The organism is Paraglaciecola arctica BSs20135 (assembly GCF_000314995.1).
In the GTDB taxonomy this organism is placed as follows: Bacteria; Pseudomonadota; Gammaproteobacteria; order Enterobacterales; family Alteromonadaceae; genus Paraglaciecola; species Paraglaciecola arctica.
Genome location: NZ_BAEO01000031.1, coordinates 83345 through 102089 on the forward strand (window position 1 = coordinate 83345; position 18745 = coordinate 102089).

16 protein-coding genes are annotated in these 18745 nt (G+C 41.6%); 3 read left to right on the forward strand and 13 right to left on the reverse strand.

All coding sequences use genetic code 11. From position 1 onward, the window contains the following. Window positions 1–587: 587 nt before the first annotated feature. Window positions 588–1907 (forward strand): tyrosine-type recombinase/integrase, encoded by a 1320-nt coding sequence (locus tag GARC_RS12085; RefSeq protein ID WP_153810920.1) that lies wholly within the window; start codon window positions 588–590, stop codon window positions 1905–1907. A 231-nt stretch (window positions 1908–2138) separates the two neighbouring features. Here the strand turns inward: GARC_RS12085 and GARC_RS12090 are convergent, their stop codons facing one another. From GARC_RS12090 to GARC_RS12150, 13 genes are all read right to left on the reverse strand, one after another. After that, entirely contained in the window at window positions 2139–3110 is a 972-nt protein-coding gene (locus GARC_RS12090) for a hypothetical protein (RefSeq protein ID WP_007620349.1), read from the reverse strand. Beyond that, a complete protein-coding gene (locus GARC_RS12095; RefSeq protein WP_007620351.1) occupies window positions 3103–4887 on the reverse strand; it encodes an ORC-CDC6 family AAA ATPase in 1785 nt (594 codons plus the stop codon). The genes GARC_RS12090 and GARC_RS12095 overlap by 8 nt, the downstream gene beginning before the upstream one ends. After that, window positions 4887–6119, reverse strand: coding sequence for a metallophosphoesterase family protein (locus GARC_RS12100; protein WP_007620353.1), 1233 nt, complete (start codon window positions 6117–6119; stop codon window positions 4887–4889). Before GARC_RS12100 ends, GARC_RS12095 begins: the two co-directional genes overlap by 1 nt. Before the next feature lie 456 nt (window positions 6120–6575). Beyond that, window positions 6576–7454 carry a bacteriophage abortive infection AbiH family protein gene (locus tag GARC_RS12105; protein WP_007620355.1) on the reverse strand — a complete coding sequence of 293 codons (879 nt, stop codon included), beginning with the start codon at window positions 7452–7454 and terminating at the stop codon, window positions 6576–6578. Window positions 7455–8238: 784 nt separating this feature from the next. After that, entirely contained in the window at window positions 8239–8634 is a 396-nt protein-coding gene (locus tag GARC_RS12110; protein WP_039989488.1) for a hypothetical protein, read from the reverse strand. A 213-nt stretch (window positions 8635–8847) separates the two neighbouring features. Beyond that, entirely contained in the window at window positions 8848–9168 is a 321-nt protein-coding gene (locus tag GARC_RS12115) for a P-II family nitrogen regulator (protein ID WP_007620362.1), read from the reverse strand. A gap of 92 nt (window positions 9169–9260) precedes the next feature. Continuing rightward, window positions 9261–12401 carry an efflux RND transporter permease subunit gene (locus GARC_RS12120; RefSeq protein ID WP_007620364.1) on the reverse strand — a complete coding sequence of 1047 codons (3141 nt, stop codon included), beginning with the start codon at window positions 12399–12401 and terminating at the stop codon, window positions 9261–9263. A gap of 90 nt (window positions 12402–12491) precedes the next feature. Next, window positions 12492–13430 (reverse strand): efflux RND transporter periplasmic adaptor subunit, encoded by a 939-nt coding sequence (locus GARC_RS12125; protein ID WP_007620366.1) that lies wholly within the window; start codon window positions 13428–13430, stop codon window positions 12492–12494. Then, window positions 13427–14722: a TolC family protein gene (locus GARC_RS12130; protein ID WP_007620368.1), complete on the reverse strand. Its 1296-nt coding sequence runs from the start codon at window positions 14720–14722 to the stop codon at window positions 13427–13429. Before GARC_RS12130 ends, GARC_RS12125 begins: the two co-directional genes overlap by 4 nt. Window positions 14723–14804: 82 nt before the next feature. Next, window positions 14805–15158, reverse strand: coding sequence for a DUF2946 family protein (locus GARC_RS12135; protein WP_039989489.1), 354 nt, complete (start codon window positions 15156–15158; stop codon window positions 14805–14807). Window positions 15159–15278: 120 nt separating this feature from the next. Beyond that, on the reverse strand, window positions 15279–16160 hold the full coding sequence (locus GARC_RS12140) for a cation diffusion facilitator family transporter (protein ID WP_007620375.1): 882 nt from the start codon (window positions 16158–16160) through the stop codon (window positions 15279–15281). Continuing rightward, on the reverse strand, window positions 16147–16905 hold the full coding sequence (locus GARC_RS12145) for a transglutaminase-like domain-containing protein (protein ID WP_007620377.1): 759 nt from the start codon (window positions 16903–16905) through the stop codon (window positions 16147–16149). The genes GARC_RS12140 and GARC_RS12145 overlap by 14 nt, the downstream gene beginning before the upstream one ends. Next, complete coding sequence (locus GARC_RS12150; protein ID WP_007620378.1) at window positions 16902–17558, reverse strand: cation diffusion facilitator family transporter; 657 nt, start codon at window positions 17556–17558, stop codon at window positions 16902–16904. The genes GARC_RS12145 and GARC_RS12150 overlap by 4 nt, the downstream gene beginning before the upstream one ends. Window positions 17559–17638: 80 nt before the next feature. Between GARC_RS12150 and GARC_RS12155 the strand changes: the two genes are divergently transcribed. Continuing rightward, a complete protein-coding gene (locus tag GARC_RS12155; protein WP_007620379.1) occupies window positions 17639–18031 on the forward strand; it encodes a Cd(II)/Pb(II)-responsive transcriptional regulator in 393 nt (130 codons plus the stop codon). Between the two features lie 242 nt (window positions 18032–18273). Continuing rightward, window positions 18274–18663 carry an Hg(II)-responsive transcriptional regulator gene (gene merR / locus GARC_RS12160; protein ID WP_007620380.1) on the forward strand — a complete coding sequence of 130 codons (390 nt, stop codon included), beginning with the start codon at window positions 18274–18276 and terminating at the stop codon, window positions 18661–18663. Window positions 18664–18745 lie beyond the last annotated feature (82 nt).

Below are 18745 nucleotides of genomic sequence, written 5' to 3' on the forward strand. Positions count from 1 at the left end.
CACCGGTTGCCATTAACCAAAGTCGCAAAGGGAAACTCCATTAAACAACATTAAATTATCCGCATGGTCTGTTAGGTTGGTTTGCGGGCTAAAACCATTGCTCGTTAAAGTTCATTGCATTAAATCGACAATAGACTGAATAAGTTTTCTACAGCTTTAACGTCCTCATCTATTAGTCGTTCCGATTTTGTTCGCTGCTCAGCATCTTGGTCTTTTTGCACTCAAACGTTTAAGAAATGTCACGATAGAAGTTTGGGAAATACACTTGCGTTGAATACTTCCACCTTGGCGAGTGACTTGGCTATCGACACGGTTACGCCTAACCTGTTAGCGATATGTTTTATGGGAATGCTATCGAAATCAGCATGCTTGTGTATCTTTTTATTAGGTCGGATCACTTTTCGCCTGAGACGACTGCAAAAATATTGTCGTATTTCAAGGTCATCCGATATTTATTTGATGTCTTTACCGATATTAGGAATGGAGTTTACGTTTAGATGCTTAGTTTGGCCATTTTGACTAGCGTTTCAAACCTACCTACAATTCGTAATAATTGACATTATTACGAATTGACCAGGTGTGTTTGTGTGTGTACTCTACTTCCTATGAAATATCATCCCATCACCGACACCATCAACTTATTGCCTCAGCAACGAGAATTATTAAACTCTTCAGAGTTCCCACATGTTTACCCTTCTTTGGATGAATACCTAACCAAAATGGAAGACAACGGCATTGCTGCGCGAAAAGATTTGGCATTGTTGCTTCACTTTCTTGTTAGCGTGGTGGGCAACTCAAAAGGCACACAAACCGGCTTTCGAAATGAAGCTGAGCGATTTATCTTGTTTTGCTGGAACGAAAAGAAAAAGTCAATTTTAGATTTAGGTACGGAAGAAATCCGAGATTACATCGATTGGATTTGGTCACCGCCTAAAGCACTGATTTCTGATACCACCATTGCTAGTCGCTTTAAAGCTAAGGCTGGTACTGATATACGCACTGTGAATAAAACCTGGCGACCATTTGTCCTTCGGCAGTCAAAAGCCAACCGTAAAACCAATGAGCTCATTTCACCAGAGCGTTCAGCTTTAGATCAGCCTAAAAACCGCTACAGTCTTAATCAAACATCATTACAAAATTCTTATGCCTCCCTAAATGTGTTTTTGAAGGAGCTATGGGAATCAGAACACATTGCCCGTAATCCAATCAGTTTGGTGAAGAAAAGCTGTAAGTACATGGTGAAAGGAAAGATCTACAAGCCTCCACACACATTGGACGATGAAACCTGGCAGCTATTTGTGGATACGCTTACGCAGGCGGCCGATGAAAATCCTGCATACGAGATGCATCGATTTCTGGTTCTTACGCTAAAAGTGTTGTTTTTAAGGATATCAGAGCTGTCACATCGTGATTATTATACACCGATATTTGGCCATTTCAGACAAGACCCCAGCGGTGAAGGTTGGGTGTTGAACATCATTGGCAAAGGCAAAAAAGAACGCCTGGTAACTGTACCCGACGAATTTATCGACAATGTGCTAATTCGCTATCGAGAGTCGTTAGGGTTAACCCCCCTACCCCATATCGACGAAAACACGCCTATTATGCCATCACAAAAAACCGGTCAACCGCTTCATCAAGATAGCCTGAATAATATGGTGGAAGAAGCATTTGATTTGGTGATCAAGTCGCTGGTTAAGAAAGAAAAAAAGCAACAGGCTCATGCCATTGCTGGTGCATCTTCCCATTGGTTAAGGCACACCGGTGCCACGCAGGCATTAGGTGAAATCAGCGAAACCATGTTAGCTGAAGAACTTGGCCATGCGAGTGTTAAGACGACAGTTGAGGTTTATGTTGCACCGGCACACAGGGATCGAATTAAAAAAGGTGTATCGAGAAAGCTATAGCAGCTGACAAAATCTAAGTCATCCAGTAAATCAACCCCGTTAATCATTTTCGGCCGAAAACGGTCATCGTGTACCTTTGATTATTACTTCGGGTTTACGCCCAAAGCGGACGTTTCAGTGGCTGTGATCCAATAGGTTTCCTGTTGCTCAAACGATAAGTTAAGTCGCAATTGTTTAAGTGTGTATCTTCGATAAAAAACACAAATTGACAAGTGGTACTAAGCGTTTAGCCTAGGAGTTGGATTTTTTGTGGTTTATTATTATCGACGTTACAACTAATTCTCCACTTGCCTTTACATCATGTGACTTACTTCTTTTATATTCAGAATAAATACAGCTAACATTTTTAAAAGATATTCCAGCTAATATGGACGCAAGTAGGTGTGGTTTAGGTCCAAACTGAACTACAGAAATGTTATAATGATCCTTAATAGGCCTAATTAATTGGCACAAATTCTCAAATGTTTGAGAAACACTGAAAATTGGAGAACATAGTAAATTTTTAGCATCATTAAGTTGGTGTTGAATAAATTGGGCATTAATATCTCTAGCTTGCTGTTCGTAATTGGGTAAAGAACCGGGTGCTGAGAGCATGCCATAGGTTAAGTTCGGCTCAAGTAAATTATGAAAGCTCAACGGACCTATCTTATCGAATCCCAACATAAAAATACCAGCAGTTTTACTTTTGGTTATAGATGAACCTTGACACCCAGGGAGTATTTTTACATCACCTAGTTCAAAATCTAAGAAACCGCTATTTATAGGGTACTCAGCACATGAGTAAACAAACGTTACTTCAACTGAATGTTCAAAGAAGTTAAATAAATAATTGAGTATTGCGGCATACCAGTTTCTCGACATAGATGAGTAATCTATTAATAGTTTATATGGTCTTGAATCTACAGCTACAAATTTTAATTTTTCAATTATGGCTTGGTACACCTTCTTAACTTCGTTGTGATTTAAACTGAGTTTTTGATCATAACCAAAAGATTCAAACTTCTTTTCATTTTCTATTTGCGTAGGGTCTTCCTTACTTTCTTCATAAGAGAATACTAACGAGTCATTAACTCTAGTAGTACCAGAAAGTAAACTAGCTATATGAGTGCACCTAGGTTCATATCCAGAAGTCATTATCACCAAGTCATATTCATTATTAATAAACTCAGAACGTGATAAATCGTTTATACGAATATTATTCATCACTAAAAAGTCCCAATTGTTTATTACCCTTTTGAGGGGTCATGACGTTAAAAAGGTCAATTGCTTTTCCAACTCGAGGAAAAAGATTAAAGTGCGGTGCTAGGCAATTTGCTAGGCAAAATGTTCCTTCTTTAATTGGAAATAAATTTTTATGATTACTGTCTTTTTTCATTACGGGATACATTAAACCTAAATCAACAGCTGATTTTATAGCTTCCCAAGTTTGGTCTTCAATAGAATTTTTCAACTTAATTGCTTGGGGTAAATCCGACCCAAGTTTTGTTTCCAGAGTTCTCTCCTTAAAAAATGAGCCTATTTTATTCAGGAAATCGAATGAGTTCTTTCCACCTTTTTCGAACTTTATAACTTCAAGCTCGCTGTATGAAAAACTTTTAATTCTCTTACTTTGAGTTTCAGGAGTTATCTTTGTTGCATTTCCATTCAGCAAGTGATTAAAAAGTCTAAAGAGTCTTCTTGGATTTCCGTCGGAGCAACGAGATATTATAGATTTTCCGCTGTATAAAGGCGTATTACTACTACCAACGCGATTATGAAATTCATCTCTCAAAAGTAATATTCCTCTTAGCTTTCGCGATATTTCATCATTAAACCTATTTATATCTGTTTTATATAAACGTTTTGCTCTCTCTTTAGTTGCTGGATTACAGTGACTATCAATGAGTTTAAGTAACTCATCATTATCAGTTAATTTTGTAGTATCTTGAGATAATTTTGATAACCCCACTAAACCTTCAAGGCTTATGTCACCGATTTTAGTGAATTGTTTTAGACGATTTTCAAATAACTTTGTGGCAAACTTTTCAATCCTAGCATCAGAAGTGGTTTGATTCATATTGATGGTGCCGAGCTTATCGATATAGATATATTCAAGGTCATGACCTACATTTATATTAGCTTCAACGGTAGTAGAAAGAGTATGATGTCGATAAGGCATTGTAGTTATTTTAAAGAAAATATCGTTAGCTGATCTCATGTGGGTATTAAGTATTTGATGGTGTACCTCAGCTAAAAATTCAGCCTCGTCTAAACAAAGCACCCATTTACTTGATTCAGGAATATCTAAATAATTTGCAATTGTCTTGGTAGCGATTGTGAACGGAGCAAACAGACTTCCATGAAAAGAAATTCCGAGCATTTTATCCTCTTCACCTAACTCTATTCCCATTGACTCTTTATTGAAAATTAGGTTTTTCCTATATTCAATAATTTCAAGTTCTTTACGAAAATCAGAAAAATTATTAATGATTTTTGGTAACGTCCATAAGATTGAAAGTTGTTTACAAATTTTTCTTTGCATTAAAGTTGCTTTAACTTCACCTTCAATGTACTCCTCAGTACAACTAATAATTGTATCTAGCAATCTGGCACATGTTGCTAAATTTAAACTCCACGTGAAGTATGCTTCTTTGGATCCTTCATAATTCTCGAGGGAGTTAATCCATTCAACTTTTAAAGGTACGTATGTTGCGATAAAGCTTTTTTCTCTAATTACTTTTTTAGCTTCTTCAATCTGTCTAAATTCTTCATTATCTTCATTATCTATTACTTTAACTGAAAGCTTCCTTAAATTTTGATGCGATAACATCTTTATTAATGCAGTCTTCCCAGAGCCTCTTGATCCTAAAACCATTTGATTTTTTGTCGAATATAAAAGGTCACTAAATGAATCAGTCCAGATAAATTCATTTACTAATTGGTGAGATGTAAAATCACGAGCGTTAGAAGCTTCGAATGCATTTTTGAAACTTGAGCTCACTATAAATCCTCCTTCATAATCATAAAATCACCATCTCTCTTCATTGGACAATATTCCCAACCTTCTTCTAAGCAAGTTTCTTTGATTGCATTTTCGCGGAGGTTTAAGTTGCAGTATTTCATTTCAGGTTTTTTAACTAAAAAAGAAGACCACCTAAAAAAATCATTCACAAGTAGATGAGTTTGTATTTCAGCTCTAAATTCATTTTTTAAGACGCTCTTGTTTCTGACATCACCAAAAAACTCTACATGACTTATATAGTCCCTCGATTTATCCGCAGTTATCCACCCATTATTATCAAAATATGCCCATGATATTACTTTACCAAGAATATTTTTGTTTGTGGGGCACTTACCTTCTACATCTATTATATGAAAGAAGTTACCAACTCCGTTATGATAGTCTTTTAGAGAGGCACTAAAACTCCCTGAAGATAGTGTAACTATAGGAAAATTATTAGCGTCCGAATGAATATCAAACCTAGGTATATGTTTATGACCATGTACGATTACATCAAATTCTTTTTCAGTCGCTAATCGAAGAAAATAATCAGCATTTTGCATAATACTATAATCATTTTCTGGAAAAGTTCTGTCGGCAAGATTTTTAGGATGATGGTGTGTAATAAGTACTTTCAATTTTCCACTTGTATCAAGTTCAGACAATTTTAATTTAAGAATATCTAGCTCTTTCAAGTTTACCAAACCATGATGTAAATCATTAATGGCTAGATCATTTGCAGATGAATTGACACCAACAACTACAAGTTCTTTATCCATCCAAATTGAACCAAAGGGACTTTTATACATGTCTTTAAACTGAGCATTATCGAGTAAGGTAGAAAAAAATGGATGTTGTTCTATGTTGGTGTATTTTTTTGAAATGCTTAACGCAAGAGGTTCTTTATTTGCAATAGATATTCGTTCTTCATCCCAATTACCATCGTGGTTGCCAGGGACAAAGAAAATTTTGTTTTTATCTACATTGAGTTTTTTTGCTAATTTTTGAATATTGCATGCGGCTAACTCAAATTCTTCATAAGTTGCACTTTGAGTTATGTCACCAGCGATCAATATATGAGTAACTTCTAACTGATTTTTATCGACCAAATCATCAAACTCTTTTAGATAATCAGGAGTATTACGGCACGCCATATCGTCAGGCGCAGTCGAAAAGTCCTGAGCTCTTGCTTTAGGGCCGACATGCAGATCACTGATTACCAATAGTTTCATATGTTATTGAATAATATTTAATTTTATTTATCCAAATTAACATAAAGATGCAGGAGTTCAAAAGCATTCGCGCTTAATTATCTAGTTAATATGAAATATGTTTCCTTTGGGAAATTATATTAAAAAGTAACTTCTAATGGGGAAGGTTTAGTTAGTCGTTTACCCGCTATCGTACCCCCTAAGTGGGGGGGATTACGAAAACGGCAGCAATGGGCGATCAACAGTTATACGACTGAATGAAACGTAACTGGCTGGTGAACGTTTATTTTTGCCTTCGTATAGGCCAACCTGTTAGATCTGCTTTTTGGCCGAAGCCAGGCTTAAGCTGAAGGGCAAATTTGTGCCAATAAAGGCTATTCAGGGACTGTATTCTAGTCGCAGGTTTCAATAGCTCTGACGCAGCAGGTACTATGTTAATTAGCCATGACCAAAATACACTTAAGTAAAATGTCCTTCTTATTGGTCTAAAACTTCGCTAATTTTATCTAAATCACATGTTCTAATTTTATCTATTGTGATACCAATGTTTACGAGGGACCCTCTATGCTTTTCACATTCACTTGTTGAATAGCAACTCACAACCCATTCTGCTGATGGGTTAAATTCAAATATTCTTTTAAAATATGGCATATCTACTGAATTTAGAGAGTGGCCGAGTACTACAATACAGTCAATATCAGTTAAGGAATCAAACCAGTGTGAAAGGTTATCGATAATGAATTCAACTGGTTTTTTTAAAGCGGCTAAGGGTTTTCTCGCTGCATTTTCTGCATCATGAAAATATTTGCTATTACTATAGCCATCTTCATCGAACTCAGACGGTTCCATTCTCATACTACAATGCCCAAAAATTAATTTTTCACGCGTATCTACATTCCCATGAATATGCTTAACGTGGCCATGGGGCACCTTGTAAACACTTTGCAGAGTATTAGTATAGTTAAATGAGAGGAACTTAGATTCTGGTATGAAACACATTTTAGGGCTAACATTAGTTATATCAATTGAGTTCACCCACGACTCAAATTCACTTGTAATATCAGACACCAAACTTTCTGTTTGCTCTGTAATCCCATCTTCTAAACCATAAACATAACTTGATCGAAAAGATTCACTACTTAAATTAGGCTGCTCATATTCGCAATACAGTAACTCCCAATCATATTCTCCTAAATTGTTTTCGAAATCACTCCAAGGCTCAGTAACACCACTTTGTTCAAAAAAATATTTATATTGATCCAGAGTTTGCTTTGAGTATTTATAAAAATCACAGTAGCTCGTAGGAAGACCATGCCATCGATCAAATCCATTTCCTATTATATACAACACATTCATTTTATATTTCCAAATCGTTTAATTCGAAGGTTCTCAACCGTTACTAATATGCATATTATGTAGTGGTGTAAAAAGTTTAGCCAAGTTTTTAAATTAGCGGTTCCGTTTACATTGAAATATGACAGCATTTATATATAAATACTAACAGTCGTTGTCGGATCTCCAGTCATTAGGATATCAATCGGAAATATTAACAAATCTAAAGAAATACGTATTACGTGAACGGCCGATGATCGCCCTAACCAACTAGCCAGCTATAAAAAAAGGGGGCAAGTTGCTTGCTTCACAATACTCGAGCTATCGGGATCAGAACAAAGTTAAATTATTCATGATGTAATTGGAAATAGCTCAATCATACTTATATCAGCAATATCGGATGAAGTAGCCGTAAAATAGTTTAAGCCTAAGGTCTGCTTTGGGTTGTGAGCCGAAATAAGATGACGACACAATTATTTACCTTAATCGTTGTAGCGAAAAAGGTACAGTGTTTAATTATTGAATGTAAATCATTGGCCTGAGGCTTTGGAAAGACTTGGAAGGGGCCCGAAGAGATAGCGAAAACCAAAGCCAATGTCCAATACTAAAGAGTATTAGACATATAAGTATTATTTGGGATATTCCTTCTATTACTCGTTCGGTTACATGCTAATTTCAGGGCTTATTGTTACAGCGCCTGGCAGCTAAAATTCCAGTGATTCATTCACCTAATCTGATTGGTTTAAACTCTGTAAATGTAACATTGAGGGATGCTTCCTCAAACGACTTCCCCAAGACTATCTATTGTTTAAATGCAATGCTTAGCTACCACTTTTGACCCTTCAGGAACATAATCAAAGTAAACAGAGAACAAAGCAACGCCGAATTGGTGCTTTCTATGTCGCCCTGCATTGCCAGTTATTTTTCTGTAGTTAGCCGTTTTTTCCTCTAATAGTGTGCCATTTTCGGAGACTATAGAAACGACTACATGTCCGTCCGGTAAACCAAATATATTGGGTGAGTTCAATCTACCATGAACATTCCAACCCAAGTCACTCTTGGATACGGTTACGATTGTGATCCTCCATTTTTCGTTTGGAATATTTACCACTTCTGTCAATCTTGTCGACGAGCTACATCCAATCAGGAATAAGCTCAGTAAGCCTAATAATATAAGGCTTACTGCGCTATGAATTTTTGGCATAACATAAAACTCCCATATTCTGTTCTTGTTGTATGCATGTAAATAGCAAGGAAGACCCAGTCGTTAAAATTTAGTATGTTGTGAAAAATCTTACATATGGGTAAAATTATTTACAACGCTATCGTCATGGGTCTCCTTTTTCATTATTCCGTTCAACTAAGTGATCAACGGATTGAACAACATGTTGAAATAGCGCTTCCTTGCGCTTTAGGGCTAAATTTTATTGCCTCCAATCGGTATAGCCTGCTCTATAGGGCTAACATACACCCATCCCGAAATATCTGTGCCTATATCCCCCGTTTTACGGATAATGCCGGTCACCGTATCAACGTCAACATCTTCACAAAATAGTGATATTCGCACCTCTGAGATGACCACACCTGATTCAGCAGAGTAATCTTGCTCAGATTCACTCAGCGCTTTGAGTGTGCCTTTTACATCGAATAAAGTAATGTTTTTGTAGCCCGCATCCCGCAGTGCTTCAAACACTGCGGCTGAGCGGACATGATGAATAAAAGCTGTTATTTGTTTCATAATTAATTTTCTCCAATAAACAGTAAACAATCTCGCGATTAAATACCTGCTTTGCAACAGGAGAGCATTGCCCCTGTTGCAAAGACAAGCGATTAGGATTTAATAGCCGCAGCATTTTCTACCGCGATACGTGGTTTGCGAAAAGCCATACGGTATAGCCCCGGCAATACCAACAAGGTGAGTAAGGTGGAGGATATAATCCCGCCAATCACCACGGTAGCCAGTGGCCTTTGCACTTCTGCACCTGTGCTGGTATTGAGTGCCATGGGCAAAAAGCCCAGCGCCGCGACTAAGGCAACCATCAATATGGGCCGCAGTCGCAACATGGCACCTTCACGAATGGCACTGTCTATGTTCTTACCATTTGCCAATCCATCCCTAAACGCTGAAACCATCATCACGCCCGTTAACACCGACACTCCACATAAGGTAATGAATCCCACACCAGCAGTGATTGATAAGGGAATATCACGCAACCACAAGGAGATCACGCCACCTGTTAAGGCCAGCGGCACACCACTGAAGACCAGAGCGGCGTCCTTGGCTGAGCCGAAGGTCATCATCAACAACGCGAAGATCATTACCAGAGTGATCGGCACCAACAGCGTTAATCGCTCTGAAGCAGATTGAAGCTGCTCAAAAGTACCGCCGTATGCAAGCCAATAACCGGGTGGCAAACTAATTTTCTGATCAACTTTTTCCTGAACTTCAGACACAAACCCACCTAGATCGCGTCCCCGAACATTGGCGCTTACCACCAGGCGACGTTTACCATTTTCCCGTGAAATTTGGTTAGCCCCCGGCTCAAGGATGAGTGTGGCCAGTTCTCCAAGAGGCACATACCCACCTTGAGGAAGCGGCACAGGAAGGCGCTCTAATGCCGTCAGATTACTGCGTAACTGTTCGGTTAACCTCACCACTATGGTAAAGCGGCGATCACCTTCAAACACCAAACCGGCTTCTTCGCCTCCCGTCGCAGCGGCAAGCACATCCTGCACGTCCGCCACGTTTAAGCCATAACGATATAAGGCTTCTCGATTGGTTTCCATCGACAAAATAGGTAGCCCGGAAACTTGCTCGACTTTGACTCCCTCAGCCCCCTCGATACCACCCAGTAGTTCCGCAATTTCGTTGCCGGAGGTGAGTAATTGGCCTAGATCGTCACCATATACTTTGATCCCCAGATCCGACCGAACGCCTGAAATCAGTTCGTTAAAACGTAACTGAATGGGCTGACTGATCTCAAACGCATTACCTGGAGCTAATGCCAGTTTTTGCTGAATATCCTCAATCAATTGAGCTTTAGTCTTGTCCGGGTTCGGCCAGTCTTGACGATCTTTGAGCATCACATAACCGTCGGAAATATTTGGTCCCATCGGGTCACTGGCCACTTCTGCTGTACCAACACGAGAAAAATATGTTTTCACTTCAGGGACGTCCAATACTGCACGTTCAAGCTGGAATTGCATGCCTAGGGACTGCGTAAGGCTGGTACCTGGAATGCGCAAGGCTTGAATGGCAATATCACCCTCATCCAGATTCGGAATAAATTCCGTGCCCATCTTTGTCGCCAGCCAGCCAGAGAACAACACAAAGACCACGGCCAAACCTAAAACGAGTAGACGCAATTTTAAGGCTATTTCTAGCACGGGGGCATAAAAACGCTTTGCTCCACGCACAATCACATTGTCTTTCTCAGCGATGTGACCGGTTAGCAACAACGCGACGGCCGCTGGCACAAAAGTCAGAGACAGCACTAATGCGGCCAACAAAGCCATGATAACGGTCAGTGCCATGGGCGTGAACATCTTCCCTTCTACGCCGGTCAGCGCCAAAATGGGCAGGTTGACCAGGATCACCACAAGCACACTGATTAAGCTTGGGGTGAACACTTCCCGGGTCGCGGTAAACACAGTTTGAAAACGCTCTTCGAGTGTTAAAATACGGCCGAGGTGGTGTTGCCGTCCGGCTAAACGTAGAATACAGTTTTCCACAATAATCACCGCACCATCCACTATGAGGCCAAAATCCAGGGCCCCTAGGCTCATCAGATTGGCACTGACTTTGGTTTCCACCATCCCGGTCATCAAAATCAACATAGATAAAGGAATAACCATGGCTGTTAGAAGCGCGGCTCTCACGTTACCGAGCATCACCAGTAAAACAACGACCACTAATACTGCCCCTTCGAGTAAGTTTGTCTGTACCGTTGCAATCGTTTTATCCACTAATACTGTGCGATCGTAGACTGGATCAGCGCTTACGCCCTTGGGTAGTGTTTTATTGATCTCAATGAGCTTAGTCGCAACGGCCGCAGATACGCTGCGACTGTTACCGCCGAGCAACATGACGGCGGTACCAAGCACGGTTTCCTCACCATCAAGCGTCGCAGCGCCGGTGCGCAACTGCTTGCCAAACCCCACTTCCGCCACATCGGAAATTCTCACCGGTACACCTTGTGAGTAAGTGACAATAACTTGTTCAATGGCAGCAATATCCGCTACTTGACCGGGTGCCCGAATTAAATATTGCTCGCCATTTTTTTCGATATAGCCCGCGCCCACATTGGCGTTATTTTGCTGCATTGCCCTGACGATATCGTCAAAGCTCACACCAAATGCAAGTAGACGTGTAGGATCGGGAGTAATATGGAATTGTTTTTCGAAGCCACCAATGGTATTAATTTCGGTGACCCCGGGTACCAAACGCAATTGTGGTCGAATAACCCAGTCCTGTAAGGTTCTAAGTGCAGTAGCATCAAAAGGCTGGCCGTTTGCTTGCAGGGCATTTTTCTCGGCATGGACTGCGTAGTGAAAGATTTCTCCAAGTCCCGTTGCCACCGGCCCCATCACTGGCTCGATACCATCGGGCATCTCACTTTTAGCTTGTTGTAGCCTCTCATTAATGAGATTGCGCGCAAAGTAAATATCGGTGCCTTTTTTAAACACTACTGTCACCTGCGACAAGGCATATCTGGACAAAGAACGGGTACTTTCCACATAGGGTAAACCGGTAATGGCCAGCTCCACTAAATAGGTAATACGTTGCTCTACCTCCAGAGGCGAATATCCCTGAGCCTCGGTATTGATCTGCACCTGGACATTGGTAATATCAGGCACCGCATCAATCGGCAGATTCTGATAATTCCAGACGCCCAAGGCAGCAATAATGAGGGTGAGAAACATCACTAGGTAACGTTTGGCAATGGAAAATTGGATCAGTTTGTCCAGCATAATGACATCCTCTTTTGATCGTTACCTGTCACGTTGCACTGCACCAGTGTGAGTGCATCGACATTGTGATAAACCTTAGAATTGTCAGCCTTAATGTCCATGTTCTGCATCCTCTTTACCCATCTCCGATTTAAGGATAAAACTATTGCTTGTGACATAGGTTTCGTTGCCGGATAAGCCTGTTAGCAACTCAGTCACCTCACCGTCAGAGCGACCTAGAGTCACAGGGCGTGGTTCAAAACCTTTTTCCTCTTGAACAAAAACAACGCTACGCCCTTCCACAATTTGTAGCGCTTCATTGCGCACGACCAGAGGGGCAACAGTGTCACTCAAAGTAATCTCGGCTTGAATAAATTGCCCAGGACTCCATCGTCCGTCTGGGTTGTCAATCAACACGCGCGCGGTAATGGTCTGGCTATTACGATCCCCATAAGGTGCGATATAGACGATTTTCCCGTTCGCTGTCACGGTTGAATTCACACTATGAATGCGAACCTCCTGATCCACTGACACTTTCGGCAGATCTTTAGTAAACAAAGACAGTTCAGCCCACACATTCGAAAAATCTTTTATGACGAACAGTGCTCTACTGGCTGTCTGCTCACCTACATTAGCCGCACGCTCAGTGATCACCCCATTAATTGCCGACTTTATGCTGTAAGTGTTTAGGCTCTCGTTTGCCTCTATTGTCGCCAGCGTTTCGCCTTTACGCACTGGGTTGCCAATGGATTTGGTGACATTAAGAATACTCCCCTCAAAGCGGGCACTAACCGATTGTACTCGCTCTGCGTTTACGGCAATCACACCGTATACTGGCAAGACATCACGAATGGTACCTGAGCCCACCTGGGCCAAACCAATGCCTGCATGCTCTATTTGTTCTTGAGTCAGTACGATATGCCCCTCTTCATGCTCTTCTTCGTCATCATGACCCACTTCGGCCATTGCCTGAGATGTTATGAGCAAAAATGCACAACCGGCCAAAACGGCTTTATGAAATAACGTATTGTTGGAATTTTGTAATGTCATTGTGTTGATCCTGAAAATTGATACGATGAAGCGGCTAAAGGCACAGCGGTGAGTTGTTCTATTTCCGCCCCATAGGTAAGCGCTGCAAAAGCAGCTTCGATACTGGTTCTTCGTGCATTTAGTAGCTCTTGTTTGGCAGATATATATTCAAGATAGCCGTAGCGACCGCGTTGATAGGCACTTTGTGTCTCGTTTAATGCCTGCTCCAAAGCCGGAATGATGGTGTTTTGCAGGGCTTCTGCGCTTAGTATTGCTTGTTTTCGATTGTGATAGGCGCGATACAATTGGCTATACATGTTGAGTAGCGCGACTTCGCGTTGAACCGACACTTCGTTACGCTGTGCTAAGGCAGTGGATACGGCCCCTGAATTTCGCTTGGATGAAAAAAGCGGCATGCTGAACCCGGCCACCAGTGCGGTGTCACGCGAGCCTTGCAGGCGACGTGCCCCTACGGACCAGCTAATATCACCAGTAGATTGTGTTTCGGCTAGCCTCACTTCTGTGTCTCTGAGCCTTTGTTCGGACGCGAACACCTGAATAGCCGGGTTTCGCTGCACTTTGGCATAAAGCGACTCAAAATCGGTATCGGTTCCAAAGCGAAACAATTCCCCTTCGACCTGAGAAAACTGAGGATTGGTCTCGCCCCATAGTGCTGCCAGTGCGATATGCAAATAATCAAGCCGTTGCAGCTCTGACAATAAGGTAAGTTGAGCCTGCCCCAAGGCCGCTGTCGCACGTTTTTCCTCTGCTTTGGGTGCTGCGCCGGCTTCGACACGTTTTTTCACTATATCAAGGGTGCTACTGGCTAGCTCCTGGGCCTCTAATGCCAAAGAAATTTGTGATTGTGCCGCCAACACATCGATGTAGCGGCGCGTTACGTCGCCAAGCAAGTCCAGTGAATCAGCCAGTTTTTGCGCATCAAGAACCGCTCGGCTAGAGCTCACAACCTGACTTCGTGCCGCACGCTTATCGCCCATTTCGAGCACAGATGAAAGTGCGACAGTCAGTTCTGCTCCGCCAATACCACGGGCTTCTCCAGTGCCAAGCACGTTTTCCAGTTCAACGCCGATCTCCATGGCCGGAGACAGGCCTGCGGTTTGCGCCAGGCCATCGAGGGCCTGTTGGCGGTAGCCGAATACCTTTAACTGTGGATTGAGGGAAAGGGTTTGTTTGATTGCCATCGCAAGTGTCAGTCGCTCGCGAGGCTCTGACTCTGTCGCGCCGACACTATTGATACAAAGTAGTAACGACAGTGTGATAAAAATACTTCGCGCATCTAATTTCAAATACATTGGTAAATCCTAATAGTTTAAACAATTCACAAAGCGGTTTATGTGTGAAGACACAAACCGTTAATCATTAGATTGAATAAAATTAGGCTTTAGGTGGGCGCAGCAATCTGCTGGCAGATCCTTCTACAATAGCGGAACGATACCAATAGGCATTGACATCGATGAACGCCTCAACTCCCAGAGGAGATGAGGTATAGGCCCACTGCAAATGTGAGCCTTGACAGTGACCACAGTGATGACAGTCGCTTGGATTGTGCTGGGACTGTGGGTCACCGCTTTGATTGTTATGCTTAAGCTGATCGCCACTCTGATGCTCGTGAACTTGGGCTAAATGCGCGGGTTCGTCCTGATGAAATCTTTCCGCTTTAGCCACAGCAAACACTGACTGCAATGCAATCAATATAAGCAAGAGGTAAGCTAAGGAAGTCGATTTCATTATTTTCTTCAGAACCTAGTCATAGTCAAAATGGTAAAGTGAAGCTTATTATCAATATAACAAAAAACACCCAAGATGAATACCCACCATAACAACACAATATGTAACACAACAAGACTATCAGGCATCACGGCAGGCCTCGCTGGGGAATTCGAATTCTATAGTAGTGTGCGCTAAATTGAAGCGTGCCAGCATCACAGAAACATTTGTTTTGAGGATGACTAACTTAGGAGTTGATATCGTTTCATCTAGCACCAAGTGCACTGTCATAACATGATGTTCACCGTCAAGAGACCAAAAATGTAAATGATGCAGTTGTGCCACATGAGCGATACTCATGAGGGCTTCTCGTAACTGTTGCTGAGTCTTATTATCCGGTGTCGCCTGAAGAAAAAGGGTCACCGTCTCTCGCAGATTCTTGATCACATTGAATAAAATAAACAATGTAAAACCGATAGACAGGAGTGGATCAAGTATCGGCCAGTCGACAAACATCAGCACAATCGACACGATGAATACTGCCACCCAGCCCAACACATCTTCCATTAAGTGCCAGTTCAATACTCGCTCATTTAAGGACTCTCCCTCACTGAGCTTATAGGCTGCAAAGCCATTCACCACAATACCGAAAATCGATAGCAACAACATACCTTGTGCCTGAGGCATTTGTGGCTCTGCTAAGCGAGGGACCGCTTCAAACAACACCCAGATTGAGCCCGATATAAGCACCACGCCATTCAGCAATGCGGCCAGTAATGAAAGTCTTTTATAGCCGTAAGTAAAACTATCAGAGGCTTGTTTATTACTTAATTTATTGAGTACCCAAGCACTGCCAATGGACAGACTATCACCCAAATCGTGCACGGCATCTGCCATGATGGCGGTACTGTTAGTCAACCAACCACCGATAAATTCAATGATGGTAAACATCACATTGAGAAAAAACGCCCAACCTATGCGGTTTGATGCACTGTGGTTGTGCGAATGATTATGCTGATGCAATTTGTTTACCTCTGTTGTGGTAGCGTCTTATTCTGGCCACATTCCAATTTATTATGTGCCTGAACACGTATATGTATAACCAACGCTTAACACCTGACAGGTTGGTGCCGTGTTTCGTATAAAACTCATCAGGTGTGTTAAAAACCCCAAAGTCATCATGAATACCCTCTTTTTGAATGTAGGTATCGCTTCCCGTCCAATTTACAGGCGACGATGAAAGACATTGGGTCGCTACGCCATATCCGCAGAATGTCTCTGTGTCCGCACCGAAGCGCGTTTGGATAGCTGACAAATAACGCGCATCCAAAATAAAGCCTTCAAGATTGACCCAACGCCCATCAAAATATACTTCAACCCAACTGTGCAATATATATTTTGGCGCTAGCTGAAATATCAGCGGTGGAATAGCGCCTTTTTGTAATGACTGGTCAATGGTAAATCCGTGTAAGCGGCATGGGATATTAAGGGCACGGAGTAACGCCATAAAGAGCGTTCCTTTGGTATTACACTGTCCGTAACCATCTTTTAATATCTCACTGGCAGGCATGTCATCACTTCGGTTGTAGCCAAACTGTATTTCGTCTTTCACAAATTGATAGGCCGCACCTATCTGCTCAAATGTGTCTAACCTTTCCCAGTCACGCTCACTAATGAGCTGGGCGATGTTAGGGGTCTTAAAATCCAATATTGCACTAGCCTCGGTAAGCTTTGCGTGCTGCGCTGATAATCTTGATGTAGTGTTCATTTGATGTCCCCATTGCTGTCAATATAAGCATTTTCTGATATGCCAGCAGAGGCGATAGTGTCAAGCTCATGGCGAGCATCTTTTAATATTCGCAATGCGCCCTTAAAAACAATGATGGAAATAATCAAACCAATCACCATGTCAGGCCAACGCTGTCCTGACCAAAATACTAATGCACCACCGAAAATAACCCCCACATTAGCAATCACATCATTGGCAGAAAAAATCCAACTCGCGCGCATATGTACTTCATCGCTTTTGTGCCGTTGTATCAACACTAAACAAATAACATTTGCTACCAAGGCAATGCAACCCACTAAGACCATTAGCATGGAATCGGGCTCATTTCCGAACATGAGGCGACGGGTAATATCCATTAAAATAAGCACGGCTAACATTAATTGAAGATAACCACTGGCTAATGCCGCGTTGGCTTTGTGCGTCAAGGTTTTTCCTACGGCGTATAAGCCTATACCATACACAACTGCATCAGCAAGCATGTCTAAGGAGTCAGCAATCAAGGCAGTGGATTGGGCAATCCAACCCAATGCAAACTCGACAAAGAACATCAGGGCGTTAATACTCAAAAGCCAATAAAGTACGCGCCTTTGGCTCGCGTCTTTTATCTCAACTTCACATCCACATCCGCTCATATTTTTATTCCCAACAAATTTGAATATAGCCACTATAGACTCTATAGTGGCTATAGAGTCAAGTGTAGGAATTCAAATAAATGAAGATAGGTAAATTATCCACTATGACAGGATTTTCAGTGCAAGCTATCCGCTATTATGAAAAAGAGGGGCTAATAGCAAGGCCGTCACGCACTGAAGGGAACTTTCGCCTTTATCATCCCGATGATGTAAAAAGATTGGAATTTGTTAAACATTGCCGAAATCTCGATATGACCTTAAAAGAAATAAAGCAGATGCTCGAAATACGTCAATTCCCTGAGCGTAGTTGTGAGTCAATCAACCTAATGATTGACGCCCATTTAATAGCGGTTGTCAAAAGAATCGATGAGCTCTGCACCTTGAAAGAAATGTTGAGTGAGATGCAGCAATCATGTCATTCAGGTAGCGCTGTCGCGTCGTGTGGCATATTGAAAAACCTCGAAAAAAACTGAAGATGAGAAAGTGAACGTCATGTCCAGGCACTGTCCAAGCTGCATCTTCATACATTCAAGGTTTACATATTACGCAGAGAGCATACTTGCTTATGAGTTAAGATGAATAATGGCGGGCTTTTTGTTTGAACAGCACAACAGGATGTCTCGTCGATGTTATATAGGATTTGCTCAGTTAAGTTACAATGCGGTTTACTATTCGTAAATGCGTTTAGTTTACGCTCTACAGTTAAGGTTATTGAATGTCTACAACCATCAGTAAAGCAGCAAAAAAATTAAAGATAAACGTCGAAACTGTTCGTTTTTATGAGCGTCGGGGATTGATCGAGCAGCCTGTTAAACCGTTGCAAGGCTATAGACATTATCCTACAGAAACGGTGAATAGAATTCGTTTCATAAAGCGCTCTCAGGATTTAGGGTTCACGTTACATGAAATTGAAGGTTTGCTGTCACTCAATGATAACCCTTGTAGTCAGGTGCAAGAGTTAGCTGAGAAAAAATTAATCGATATTCGTAAAAAACAAGCCGACTTGCTCCTTTTAGAACAAGCGCTTTTGGAAAACTTAGAACAATGCCAAAGCAATGATGATCAAACCCGTTGCCCAATTATTGATGCTTTGCAGTTGCCATAAATAAACGAGATACCTGCCCCCCACGCGTCCCTCCATTACAAAAAATTGTTTTTGGCACAAGTATTCAAGGTTGATGCTGTGC